Source organism: Fundicoccus ignavus (genome assembly GCF_009659375.1).
Classification (GTDB): Bacteria; Bacillota; Bacilli; order Lactobacillales; family Aerococcaceae; genus Fundicoccus; species Fundicoccus ignavus.
In genome coordinates, this window is sequence record NZ_WJQT01000010.1 from 1 (window position 1) to 14872 (window position 14872).

7 protein-coding genes are annotated in these 14872 nt (G+C 32.3%); all 7 read right to left on the reverse strand.

The window, feature by feature from the left end:
* Positions 1-607 precede the first annotated feature (607 nt).
* Positions 608-2416: an ATP-dependent helicase gene (locus GF867_RS07765; RefSeq protein ID WP_153832543.1), complete on the reverse strand. Its 1809-nt coding sequence runs from the start codon at positions 2414-2416 to the stop codon at positions 608-610.
* Between the two features lie 17 nt (positions 2417-2433).
* A complete protein-coding gene (locus GF867_RS07770) occupies positions 2434-4182 on the reverse strand; it encodes an ATP-dependent nuclease (protein ID WP_153832544.1) in 1749 nt (582 codons plus the stop codon).
* A gap of 64 nt (positions 4183-4246) precedes the next feature.
* On the reverse strand, positions 4247-5119 hold the full coding sequence (locus GF867_RS07775; protein WP_153832545.1) for a restriction endonuclease: 873 nt from the start codon (positions 5117-5119) through the stop codon (positions 4247-4249).
* A 140-nt stretch (positions 5120-5259) separates the two neighbouring features.
* Entirely contained in the window at positions 5260-6516 is a 1257-nt protein-coding gene (locus tag GF867_RS07780; protein WP_153832546.1) for a hypothetical protein, read from the reverse strand.
* A gap of 128 nt (positions 6517-6644) precedes the next feature.
* Entirely contained in the window at positions 6645-8687 is a 2043-nt protein-coding gene (brxL, locus tag GF867_RS07785) for a protease Lon-related BREX system protein BrxL (RefSeq protein WP_153832547.1), read from the reverse strand.
* A gap of 15 nt (positions 8688-8702) precedes the next feature.
* Complete coding sequence (gene pglZ, locus GF867_RS07790) at positions 8703-11255, reverse strand: BREX-1 system phosphatase PglZ type A (protein WP_153832548.1); 2553 nt, start codon at positions 11253-11255, stop codon at positions 8703-8705.
* Between the two features lie 25 nt (positions 11256-11280).
* Positions 11281-14871, reverse strand: coding sequence for a BREX-1 system adenine-specific DNA-methyltransferase PglX (pglX, locus tag GF867_RS07795; protein ID WP_153832549.1), 3591 nt, complete (start codon positions 14869-14871; stop codon positions 11281-11283).
* Position 14872 lies beyond the last annotated feature (1 nt).

The following is a 14872-nucleotide window of genomic DNA, read 5'->3' on the forward strand; positions in this document are numbered from 1 at the left end:
AAAGCGGACTTGATCCATGGATAGGTGGACCCGATGTGCGGATTTAGTTTGGTTATTACGTGAATTTAACGGTTGGCCTGGTGGACTCGATATGGATATTGGTGGTCCTGAGAGCGCGGAATAATCAAATAATGACAGATGAACTAATAATTAGTAAAAGATTATTAATTTTATAACACAGCTTTAATTATGGCCATAATAAAAATCTTTCAAAACTCAACTATGTAAATAGTAGTTGAGTTTTGAAAGATTTAAATATACTCTTCAGTGATTCCTATTGAACACTTATTGTTTCAATAGTTTAGTATGGAGATGAGGGGGCTCAACCAAGCCCCTTCACATCAACGTTTATAGTGCTATAGTAATGGTTTTGGTAATGGTTTGGACTAAATATTCGCGCATACGCCTATGTTTTATGATAAAAGTATTGTTCAAACGTTAATTCAACGTTTTCCAAGCGGTTCATTAGATTTTTAAATTTTATTTGAAACTCAATCTTTTCACATAGTTACTCAAATTTTCTTTCTTCTAATAACTATTACAACTTTAAGCTAGTTCACCAATTGCAAAAGTTCTAATGTTTCTCTTAATTTTCCTCCAAAAATTCCTATTGTGTTAATAACGTAATAAATTGAGAAGGTAGTTGTTTTTTTGAACTTCCCCAAGGCATCATTTTTTCTAAAGGATAAGTTATATAACATCTTCGTTTGGCTCTTGTAATTGCTACAAACATATTATTTTTTTCTTCAGTTAACTGCTCTTCTGTTTTTGCCCTATAATCTGGGAAGGTTCCCTTAGTCACTCCAATTATAAAAACATTATTAAATTCTAAACCTTTTGAACCATGAACTGTTATAAGACTAACCCCTTCTAGGGACGTTTCCTTTGACTTACCTAAAGCAATAAAATTTTTAAACATATTTAAACTTCTATTGTCAATCGATGTTTCAGCACAATATTTTGTCCATTGTTTTTTCAGAAATTCTATATCATTAATAATAAGGTATTTGAGATTTTCTTCAAATTCAAGAGTGAGAATACTATTGTATAGGTTATCTAAAACTCGACCATATTTTTTGTCATCTTTAAATATTTCTTTCCACGCGTAAATGATTAATGAAAAAAACTGAGAAGAAATATTAGGATTGTTATTTACTGGATTATTAATTATTTCTTCATCGTAGCGATTATAAAAAGGATCACCTTTTCGATTCAATAATTCATTAATTTCAGCATAATGAAATTCATCATAAGGATTAGAAATTATTTTAATGCCTAGATTAAATAGTCTCATTTCTTCTGTTTCGCATTCTAATTTTAGTCCAGACATCCCTTCATTATAGTCTATATCTTTATCATTGAGATATGTTTTAACGTTTTCAAATAAGTATCTATTTCTGCCAATGACCGCTATCTCAGAAGGATATTCTTTGTCTTGATTAATCAAATCTTCAATCATCTCAACAATCCAATCTCCTTCATCTTTCTCATCTTGAAACGATTTTACTTCGAATACCCCTTCTATTGGATATTTAGAGGTTGATTCCGATGTTGGTTTTAATCTTTGGGCTGCTTCTATAATTCTTTTAGCTGATCTATAGTTTTCCGTTAATTTAAAAATTTTTGGAGAAAAATCTTCAACAAAAAATTTTGTCATTATTAAGCTATTAGAACCATTAAAACCATATATAGATTGTGCTTCATCTCCAACAAACATGATATTGTTATGGCCGTTAGCGAGCATTTTTTTAATTATCTTATATTGAGTATCATTTAAATCTTGAGCTTCATCAACTAGAAAATATTTGTATAATCTAGATATATTTTTAGATACTTTATTGTTTTCACTTAAAATCTTATAACTATAAAATAGTATATCATCAAAGTCTAATAATCTATTTTGATTCATTAATTTATTGTAACTATCATAAATACTTATAAATTCTGTATCTTCTTCGTTTACTAGTGATTGAGGAGTTTTGAATTTTGATTTGTAATCACTTATTTTCCCCAATATATTAGCTAATTCTTTACTATCAGATAGTTTTACACCAATGTTAGTTAGAGCTTCTAATAAAATTATTTTTTGATCATTAGAACTTTCAATGATTGACATATTGCTTGGCAGACCAATAGTGTGGCTATTATCTTTTAAAATTTCCAAGCAAAAGCTATGAATAGTGCTTATTTTGACTCTTGAAATATCTTCTACATGGTCTTCTATTCGCTCATTAATTTCTTCAGCTGCCTTATTACTAAAAGTAAGTGCTAAAACTCTTCCTTTTCTCTTATTTAAAATACTTACTATTTTTTCAGTTAATACTCTGGTTTTCCCACTCCCAGGGCCAGCAGTTACTAGTAATGGTCCATCTATATAATCTACAATTTCTTGTTGTTTTTCTGACAACTCAATCATTACTTTCCTCTTTTCATCTATATATATTTTTTAAAATCATTTAATTTCCTAAAGAATTCATTATATGGCTCTAAAATCTCAAAATCTACTTGTTGTTCAATATAATCGGCGAGTTTTTTAGAATATATAGACTTGTTTTTCGAAAGATATTTTAATACTTTCTCGCTCTCGTTGTGATCTTTATCTCCAGATTGGTAACTGCTAATAAAATCTTCTTTCCCTTCAATTTCATCAATTAATGTAGTGAATAATTCTAGTTCATAATGCTCTACGAGATATTTCTCAGTATCTAAACCATCTGGAATAAAAGTAATATATTTAGATATTACTTCTTCAAACTCTGTACTTCTATCGCCTTTACCATGTACATATCTATAATCGTTTTTCACTTTCTTAATAGCAAATTCTTCTCCATCACTAAAAATAAAAGTATCTATATTTAATGATTTTGCAAATTGTAAAAATGGTACATAATTTTTATATCCATCTACAGATACAATATTAATACCATATTCATAGTATGGTACTCCGAAATATTTTTCGAAATATGCAGGCAATAATCTCTCTTCAGTAATACCTTCACATAGAATTAAACAGTCAGAAAAAATTAATTCGCCCCTTGAATATAAAACTTCTCTCTCTATTTTATACTTATCTTTTTTGTTAACACCAGAAAAGTCAATATAGTCAATATTACTATAAGATGATTTTTTGGATACATATAAAACACTCTCTATATCTGTTTGTGTAGCAATAATATTTGAATGAGTACTAACTACTTTCTGTCCCTCTAAATCTATAATTTGGTGGTATATTCTTCGCTGTGCCTGAGGGTGTAAATGAGCTTCTGGCTCTTCTAATAATAATATTGGATAAAATGGAAGTTCTTCTTTAATCATTTGCAGATTTTTCCACTCTAAGTACGATGAAAAAGCTAGAAAGGTAGCCCAGCTCCTTGTACCCATACCTTGTTTAGAAATTGAAATTGATTCAGACCCTTCACTTTTTATCTTTATATCCATCCCTCTGCCAATATCTGTTATCTTCTCGGAAATGGCATTTATTTGAACAGAATTATTTTCACTACCTGTTACAGAACTAATATCTTTTAGTTTTTTTGAAACATGTTCTAAAACATCACTGTTATTAACAATATCAATATTTAAATCATATAGTTCTTGTTCTAATTGGTTTCTTTTGTCACTTTTGAATTTAATATCACCAACTAATCTACCCCAATAAGAATATTTCTTTTGTAAATCATCGTTGATATCTCTTTTTGCATCAAGATAAAAAACAGGAATTGAATCAAAGATCAGATTTGATACATTGGAAGATTTATACTCTTCGAAATCTAAAAAATCATTAAATTCTGGCCAATAGTTGAGTGCCTTATTTTCTTGTTTATATTCTTCTTTCAATTCATTATGAGAAAATATAGTTCTCAATGCTACAGATTCTGGTTCGTTAATAATAAGGTCACCAAATAACTCAAACCATTGGTCGGAAAATTCGTCTTCGATAGGTTCTATTAATACATCTATAATTATTTTTCTATCTTGAGGTACTTCTTCACCTTCTTTAAAATAAACCTCTTCCTTTGTAACTAATGAATTTTTTGAAAAAGCGATTTTTATTGCTTCCAAGAAAGCAGTTTTACCAACATTATTTGATCCTATTAATAATAACTCATTTTTTAAATCGACCTCTATACGTTCATAACATTTGTAGTTGGCGATTCGAATTTTTGACAGCTTTATTTCCAAGTAATGTCCTCCTATTTATTTTTACACTATTAAATTTTAAACTTCTTTATAAATTATTTATTAGTTATTCTTCTTCAAAATAAAAATCGCTCAACTCATATGTAGTTACAGGAGTGACATAAAATTCGTACTTAGCTACTAAGTCACAAATATCATCACCATTAATCAGAGTAATAACTCGTGTTCCAACTCTTGATGCTTCAATTGCAGACCTTGTATAGTCCGAGGTTGTTATAAAAATACCATATTCAGCATTATATTTATCCATAGCACCGCGAAATTTATCGATTTCAGGAGAGCTTACTTTGCCTTCCCAACGTTTAGCTTGTAGTGCAACTCGAGTTGTTCTAAAATCATCGGCAGTTATGTACCCAAATCCATCAAGACCTCCATCAGCTGTCGTTTGGATTCCAATTTCCTTATCTAACTCTATACCCATTCGTTTCATTAGACCTCTAGCAAACATCTCAAACTTATCAGGAGACATCTTCTTGAGTGCTTCATTAAGTTCAGCTCTCCAGACGTCTTCTATTCCTTCTGAATCTAACACTTCTTCTTCAGGTTTTATTTCCACAGTTTCAGTTATTTGCTTCTTAGTTTTTCTTTTCTTTGACTCTTCTTTCATTGCTGGCTCAGACAAGACACGTACTTCAGTTACAGGATCGAAGGTATCTAAATCTACTTTCCTACCTTTTTCTGTAAGTTCAACCTCACCTTTCTTTGGGTACCGTACAAAATCCGCTAGCATCAGATATTTAATTGCAAAATTAAAATGATAATTGAACGGTTTATATTTTGCTCCTGTTTTTTTGGACTGTCTCAAATACTCTATATAATCTTCAGGAATCAGTTTAGAATTTTCGTATATATCACGTTTAATATCCTTTCGTTCTGCAATTCCACCTATGTCATTTAAAGAATTTATAATCGCTTTCAAAATTAAATCTTCTCAATCAGATGTTGACATTTCGTCCATAATTTTCGGTTTCATATTAGTCGTCATCTCACCTTTATTCTAACATTATTCTTCTGTATACTTTGTATTTTTTTTAAAACTTATAGTTATTAACTGAATGATCATATACCGTCTGCAGGTAAATAATATATTTTTCCTTCTTTTCCTATTAATTTGACATTCTCATCAAAGACCTCTTTTGTAGATACATTCCGACGTTTATCTGCTGTAGTAAGGTGCTTAGTGATAATTTCTACGACATCTTTAGATACTGGACGATAATTTAACTCTTTCCTTATCATTCCCGGTACTTTATGAAGAATACCATCGACTCCATAACGTTCTCTATAACCTTCTTCAAGATTGATACCATACTTTTCCATTTGTTCTAAATGCCAGTTCTGTAATCCAATTTTCACATCTTTCACTTGTTTTCCATAAGTTGATAATAAGGAGTTACATTGATCTCTGGACACAGTACCTAAGTAAAGTGCATATTTCAAATCTGCAATAAGATATAATACTTCCAATAGAGTCTCTTGATAAACAACCCAGTATTGAACACCAACCAATTGTTCTTCATATCCTTTAATACCCATATCCATTTTCTTTGAGTAGTCTGCAATTGTTAAGTTTGCTTGGCCTAATAATTCTATACATTGTTGTTCAAGTCGATTCAAGTTCGATATTTCGGATTTTCTCAACTCTTCATTTTCAAGTATTTCTGTTTGAAATGAGGACATTTTTTTGACTTTAGTAACTAACGCAAAAACTTTACTCTTATATTCATTATTTTGAAAATCCATTATCTGAGAAATATCTGAACTAATTGATTCTAGTTCAGTGTTGATTTGGTGCATATAATATTGACCGACTACCATTGAGCCTACATTCATTGCTGATGAAGCTACATTTGCAGCAACGTTAGATACATTATTTACGGGTAAGAATTCAGCTGATCCGTCTATTCCTTTCTTTCCCATTGTAAATCCTCTAAAGGCGCCTTCAGTGTTTTTAGACTTTGCAAGCTGTTTTCCAGCTGGAAGAATCGCTTCATACAGAGTTTTAGTACTACCTTGAACAGCATTGCCTACAGTAGTTGCAGTCTTAAAAGCTTCCGGCAAGAGATTATTTACATGTGCAAGCAGTTTACTGTTTTTAATCTCTACAAGTCTTGATTCATCAATTTCTCGAATCTCCGACAACATATTAAATTGAACTTGTAACTCATTTGTGGAATCATTCGAAATAGCCAATACGTTATTAGTCTCTTGTTTTGGTGTGTGTTCATTAACTGATTTATTTTTTGATTTCTGTAAAACTATATAACTTCCGACTAGTACAATAAGAACCATAAATATAAATAAGATTGGATCCATTGGTACATCTCCTCACTCTCATGCAGCTAATATATACCGCTTACATTTTTTTAAAAATTTATACTGAACTTAATCGTGATTATCCTGTGTCTCGATTAAGTTCAGTATAATTACGTAAATAACACTTACTAATCCACACCCAATGCTTTATAAACTGCATCAATTGGATCAGAGTAGAATATCGGTTGGATTTTGACTAATAAATCAGATGGGACAGTTTGTAAATCTTGCACAGAAGATGAAGGTAATAAGACTCGTTTGGCACCTGCATCTACACAGACTTGCAAGGTATTCGCAAATTCGGGCACTTTAGAGATCGTGCCACCCATCGTCATGTTCCCTATCACCACTAAACTTTCTTGAAGTGGACGATCTAAAGCAGCTGAGCTTAAACCAATTAATTCTGCTACAGCTAATTCTTCCGTTAAACCAATCCCTTGCAAATCTTCAATATGCATTAAATAATCCTTTGTTTTGACACTTATAGAACTACTAATACTTTTAATATTAGCCGTAAAGTAACGGAATGCGGTATCTAAACTTTCTCTGGCTTCTCGATCACTTCCTACACCAGATTTTTCATACTTCCCTGTACCGCCCACAACTTGATTCTCTAACTTATAGACTCCAATCATACTAGAGCTACTTCTTCCTGCTACATAGACGTGACCAGGCTTATTCATGCCTTCTGGAATCAATTTGCCGCCACCTTGTTCAGGAACAGAAGTATAGTGCTCTTCTGTCGTTTCCTTATCGATATAAGAGAACATGACATCGTAAAATTCCATGCCTCCAATTTTTTTCAATTGCTCTTTGACTCTTCGACGACCTTCTAAAGCGTACTCCAGAACTTCTTCTACTTCTTCCTTCGTAAATTTACCATGCGGATAAATTAACTTTAGTAAGCCAGATACCGTTTTCCGAACACCAATCGTGTCTCGTTGATTTAAATTATTTCCTAAATAGAAATATTGATCAATCGCATCAGCAAATGAACGCTTACGCATTTCACGCATAAATTCTGCTAGGTAATCCGCAATAAATCCAAAGCGATCCGTAAAGAATGTCGGACGGTATTTAGGTATTTCCCATCCTGGTAAGTAATAATGAATGCGATCAAAGAAGGCCGCATCATTTCGCATCGCATCTGGAAATGGCGCAAATAAATGAGAAGTTTTAACCAATGAATCGACACTCTGATTAATATTCCCTACAAAGACCATAGATGCAGAAGCAGCTTTTTCTTCTTTCCCACGACTAAAAGATCCAGAAGCCATATAATCTTTCATAATTTGAACGCCATCTTTATCTTTAAAATTAATCCCTGCGACTTCGTCAAAAGTAACTGTATCCCATAACCCTACTAAACCTACTTGTCTTGTCGACATGTTATAAAATAAATTCGCTACAGTTGTTTGTCCTCCAGAGACTAAGATCGAGTTGGGTGATAATTCTTTATACACATGTGATTTACCCGTCCCTCTAGGCCCTAACTCAACTAAATTGTAGTTGTTTTCAATCAAAGGAACTAACCTCAAGAGAAGGTGCCATTTTACGCGTTCTTCTAACTGAGTAGGCTCCATACCAATCGATCGGATCAATACATCAATCCACTCTTCTTTTGTAAAGTGGTCACGCCCTTTAAATATTTCATCCATATCCATATTCGGCATTTGAATGGGCTGTAAATTCGAGATGATAAATGGATTATTATCTTTTACTTCTTCATCAAAATAATAATCTAGTTTAATCATGCACCAAATTCCACCAGCTAAAAGTTTGTCATATTCCTTTACGTAAGAAGAGGCCATTGAAACACCTTTTAAACCAAGGTTTGAGAACTCTGATTCATAAACATCTTTTTTCGAATTTAGGCGTACAGTAATTTTATCAATGACGGTGTACTGTCCTTGTTCTCTAATTCGCGATTTAATTCTTTCAGCTTCATCTGGACGAACATAGTTTTCAGAAAGGATATTTTTCACTCGATTCACACCTTCTTGTATACTATCTTCATCATCAGTCGCCGCAAACATCCCTAATAAATACTCCAACACAAATGTTGGGACATTAGCTCCTTCTTTAATCAGCTGGGTCAGGTCTTTTCTCACGACCCGACCAGCAAAATGTTCATTCAACTTATCATCTAAATCTAGTGATGCTTTTTCCAACCTTACACCTCATTCTTAAAAGAAATCATTGACGATACCTAAATTAATTTTGAATGGAATCTTGGCTGTATATTGATCAGTTTCCGTATCTTTAATTACCAAGAAGTAATCTTTCTTACGGTCAAATTCCATGGTTTCTAAGGCAAACTGTTTACTAAACATACGCTCTTCTGAATTTTCATTTATTTTATTCGCAATAATGGTTTCAATATTTGAAATGATGTTGCCATTCTCATCTTCCATATAAATATTTACCGTTCGTGCAATGTTTTTGTTCTTCACTTTTTCACTTTGGAAGAATTGTAGTGTAAATAGTTTATTGGTAATTGAGCGGGTGCGACTCGTTAATTCTACATTCACTTTTTCAACTGTCTCTACCCCTTTTTGGGTTGCTCTTCTATTTTTGAATGTAATTAGAGGGATGACAATTTCTTGTAGACTTGCTCCCCCATGTACAAAGTTCGCCCCTGGACCTTGAATTCGATTGCGAATCGATCCATTCGGAATGTATAACTGTAAGTCATTCTCATTATTTAAAACGGTCCCGACATTTATACGGATTTGACCATTTAGTTCTTGTTCTTTATTGGATAATGCATATCGTCTCGAAGATTCGACAGGTTTATCTAACTCTTTCGCAATTTTCTCACTTTCATCTAAAGGACTTCTTTGATACAAGAAACCGTGATCAGTAGTCACATATATATTTGTTCCACTCAAGTCATTTCGAATTGAATTAATTAAATCAAACAACTCAGAAACTGAGCTGTCTGCTGCATCAAACACTCGGTTTTCTGTAGCCGCATTGTCACCTATACCATCAATCGTATCATGATAGATGTAAATCAAATTAAGTCCTTTAAACGTTTCGGATTTTTTAGACTTATTTAATGCCATATAGTCTGAGTATTTATAAACAAGACTATTCTCTATTTTATTCTCTATGAACTTCTTACGAGCACCATAGCCTTCTATTGGCTCCTCATCTACCATTACTTTCCCTGAAGAATCAATATCTAAAGAACGATACGGCAATAAAGCAGCCATACCTAACTTGGTAATGGAAGGTACAATGCCTAGCATCGGTTCGATTTCAGTTGAACCGATTGTTTCAGTGTTTAACCGCTCCACTAAATCCGTTGCGATTTCATAACGCATTGCATCCGAAATAATGACAAAAATACGTTCACCTTTTGAAACTCGAGATGAAACATGTTCCCTGTAGAAATATTGTTGTTTTTTCATACCTGGAAGTTTCCAGTCCTCAACTAAATCTGTCCGAACAGCTTGAGACCAATTTGCGCCCAATTCACCAATAAACCAGTGTGTATAGAGGTATTCGACTTTTTCTTGAAGCTTGTTTACAAACTCATATTTTTCGCTCTTATCATAAGCCAAGTAAAATTTACGATAGTAATTATCCATCAGATAATAAGATTTTACATACCCATTGAAAATATCTTCTGCTCTACCCTGAGGTATGCCTTGGTCAAACCCTTTTCTGAACTCTAGAATTTTAATTGTATAGAATAAAGTGTCGTAAATAGTCTCATACTTTTCAAAGTAATATCTCGAACGTCTATTTTCAATAATCGTCAAGTATTTATCAAAATCTTCTAAGTCTTTTAAAAGAGCATTAGCTATATGAAGGATAATTTCTTGATCAATTATTGGAAAAATATCTACATTTTCATATTTCTCAAGCGGTAGTTCTTGAATAATTTCTTGTAATTGAATTTCCTTCTCTATTTGTCGAGCATACTCTTCAAACTTCGACGCATCTACTTGATTCTGCATCCAATGGTCAATAAGAATATAGCAGTCCCCTGTATGACTTAATGCAATAAAGTTTTCTAACAACGCTAAATATTCTTCGTCCATTTGGAAACTTAGAGCAGAGATGGTTAGATGCATGAAGAGTGTCTTTAATGACTTCTCTTCTCGAGTATAATCATAGTGACTGCCCACCAATTCCCAGAATCGATCGATATCGAAAAACTTTCTGATAGCCTCTAAATACTTATTATCATCTTCTAAGGACTCTATCAAGATGATTCTTAAAGCTCTCTCAAAACTTGGAATATCTAAATTACATAAAGCACTAATCATCCGTAGTTCGATAGCAGCTGTAGACTCTATTACTCCTAAATAACTTTTAAACTTTCGGTACCGGACTTTATTGTCAAAGAATACCGCATATCTTTCCATCGTTGGACGTAAAGTACTATCTATTTGTAATTCATTCATGATTAAATCAATTCGACTGGCTTTAAATGTTTGCGTATAAAGAACCATGTCGAGTAACCAATTATCTTCAGACTGTAAATCTAGATTCGAGTAAATTAAATAACTCGAATCTAAATCTTCGGCCTCTAATAGATGTTTTACATAGAATTGGTTATCATTGGTTAATTCTTGAAATTTAACATCCTTTAATTCGATAGAATCCCAATCATCGTTGAATTCCTCTTGTTGATCTTCCCAAAAAATAATTCGTCGTTTTTCATAACTTTCAAGTGGTTTATCCAACATTTTTTGTAATGTGGATTCGATTTGATTAAGATCCATCCCTACACTAACCTTTCCTTGCTAACTATACTTTTTCAACTAATCCTTTGAATTTCGGATAATTGACGTTAAACCCATCATTTAAGTCAATTTCAATTTGTTGATCAGCCATATGACGTAACTTTTCATCATAAGCGATTAATTCAGCTAACTGTTTTTCCACAGTTTTCATTTCTTTTCTTGCTTTGTTCAATTCTGTGGCACTTGCGTCACTATTTATTATTTGATCCAAATCAACTTTTCTTGTTTCTAATCGTTGTTGAACATCATGTAAGTATTCCGTACGGATACGAGAAATCGTTGTTTTGTCATAACGATGCATATAGATAAAGCAGTTAAATGCATTCTCTTTACCAGAAGTGAATTTCCAATAAATTGGTCGTCTTCCACTACCAGTCACACTGTACATTTTCGCATGGTCTTTAAAGAAATCTTTTAAGAAGTAACTATGAATAGTATCTCTAGCTGTTTCATTCTTTTTCTGACCCAATGCTTCAGCAATAAAGTTAAGGTTTTCTTCTAGCGTTTCTTTGCTATAAACCGTTTCAACAAACTCTACAAAGCGGTTCACTAAATCATCTTCTAAATAAACATCCGAAGTTATCGGGATAATATTATCTTCAACCACATCATATGTCTCATATCTAGAAGCATCAAACTCTCCACCAGCATAAATTAAACCTTCTTCGTCTAATGAATAACGGCCGAACATACAGCCTATTGCGTAAGAAATAAACTGTTGAATCACATCTTTTTTGGTTAATACATACTGATTACCTTTGATTTCAGCAGATATATCTTTTGCTTCATCATATATTTTAGCAACGGTGATATCTCGATCACTGACCTTTGACCTGACATCATCATGGAGATCATAGATTTCAATAAAATCTCGGTTTAAATCTGTTTCTATTTTCTTTAAATCTTCAAAAAGATTATTCGTTTTGTTTTTATAACTATAGTAAACATCTTCAACTTTACGACTATTATGTGTAGCTTCATTTCTGTTAGTTTTTAATAAAGTTATTAAAGGATTCATTTTAAAATCCCATGAAGTTTCAAAACTATCCCAATCAAATTTAGCCATTTTTATTGCTTGTTCTACCAAATCAATTACTTCATCTTTATATTTTTCTTCAATCATCACTGGAAAGCTACTAAAGTTACCTATCTGTAAACTAATTGTAGGGTTTATCATATCAAATATATAATCCGCAATTTTTGTTGAAGTAATTCCTAAAATATACTTCAATAAAGATTTATCTTCTGAGAATGCGGACATACCTTTTACATCATGAATACTACCTGGTTCTCTATACCGAATAGCAAATTTTCCACTAGTAATGTCTGACCATGTAATTGCCTCTTTAAAATAATATTGCGGACTTCTAACCACTGAACGTTGTTTTCCCTTACTATCAGTAAAATTTCTAATTTCTTCTCCGTCATTCTCCCAGTTTATCAAATAGTCATAGTTTCCATACCATTGACGTCTCTTACCGCCTTTATTATAAGGCACCCATTTATAACCACTGTTTTTCGACTCGTCCACAGATTTTGTATTAAATTTTATTTGATTATAATTCGTTTCCCACCACAATCTTAAAAATCGATTATTATCAGCAGTCGCTAATCCTTGCTTTGGCGTGATTAAATCAACAAGTCTATCTCCTTCTAGAAAATTACTTATTAAATTATCACTCGCCCAATAGGAAATAGGATTTCCTGGTAATTGAATGAACTCTTTGGCTGAGATATTATTATTTCTATTTCTAATTACTGGAAACTCAATAGGTCTCCCATCTTTTATATCTACATTTTTAACTTCTGAATAGTTTCCAATGTATTCGTTTAGATGGTGGTTTCTAAAAATTGTAGCCGACGTACCAAATGCAATACCCATCACCATATTATCCATATGTAATAATGAATAGATTGTTTTGTTGTTTAATAATTTAATTCTTAGTTTTTCGTAACTGGATAAAAACATCCATGACTGCATAGTTACAATACTATTAAATCCATTTTCTTTTATAAAGCCGAAATTACGTTCCATGAATGCAGCAAATAAATCTGACTTAGTATTCTTGAAATTTTTATCAAGAAACTTAGTTACTTGGGTATTCATGCTACTACGGCCCATATAAGGAGGGTTAGTACAAGCAACATCATATTTCTTGCTTAACAGACTTGCTTGATTCACCAATTTAGGAAGATTTTCTCTAACTAAATCTTTTTCGTCAAATTCAAATAGATTTGAGTCTTTGGATAAGTATTTATCTAAACTATTAAATATTTTTACTTCATTAATTGGCTCAATTTTTAAAAGCGAACCATATTCTTTAGCGTCAATAAATGTATTTTTCAATAATGTTAAATCTTGTTTGACTTCAGAATCGTTATTGGAAATCTTTTCAATTAAATCATCCGTTAGCCAGTTACTTTCTTCAATAGAATAGATATTAGGCGTCAGCTGCTTTCTAAATATCCTTGAGTCTTTCTCCCGTGCCTTCATCATTAATGCAAATGAAGCTAGTTGTGCAGCTCTATTATCTATATCTAGTCCGTATATATTATTCATAAGAATTAAAGTCGGAATTTCTCTAGAAAGGTAACCTTTTTCTATATAAAAATCATATAAGAGATCAAATGCATATATTAAAATATGACCGCTTCCACAAGATGGGTCGAAAATAGTGATTTCTTCTGGTGTTGCATTTTGGTACTTAATATCATTCAGAATTGATAACGTCTCAACACTTTGCTCTACATCAGGAAGATAATATCTCCAGTTATCCTTTAGATTACTATCAGGATTACTTTCCATCCATACCTTACCTAATGAGTTTTCAACTAAATATCTAACTATCCAGTTAGGTGTGAAAATTTGGGTTGCTGCTGGTAATGTATCTTGAGTAATTTTTATATTTTTTTTCAAATCAGTAAATATTTGGTCTTTTTCTTCCGAAATATAATACTGATACAACCAACCAATAATTTCTACTTCATACCAATCATCCTCAGGGAATACTTCAGTGTTTGTCATTTTTCGTACAAATGAATCCGTATTTAATAAACCTTCTGGGAAGAGGATTTCAGTATAATCTTCAATTGTACCAAACATGAATGGTAAATAATCATTTAAATCATTACAGTGTGCAATGATTAAGTATTTAAACAGTTCATCATCTTGATTATTCAATTTCATTTCATAGACTTTTTCTGTATCAACGTCAAGACCAAGAGACAAAGCTTCCTTCATCATATCTGGTTCATTTCCACCATCTAAAGAAGATAAAACACGAACTCTTGTTGGTAAGTAATCATTGACCTCCATAAAGCGTAAAGCCACAAACCGGTTGAACCAAGTATAAGCTGCTTCCTCCATTACCTGTTCAAAACTGGTTTCTTCAATTCGGCGAATTAACTTGTTTCTTTGAACTCTCTCTTCTTTTGATAAATGTTGTCCATTAATAATTAATGCATCCGAACTTTCTACTGTAGCTTCGTTTATGCTATCTTCTGTCACACCAATTTTTCTAGCTTGAAGAGCTACTTTTTCAAGTAGCTCTCTTCGCGCTTCAACTGCAAATGTTTTTAATTTTCCTTGATTCATG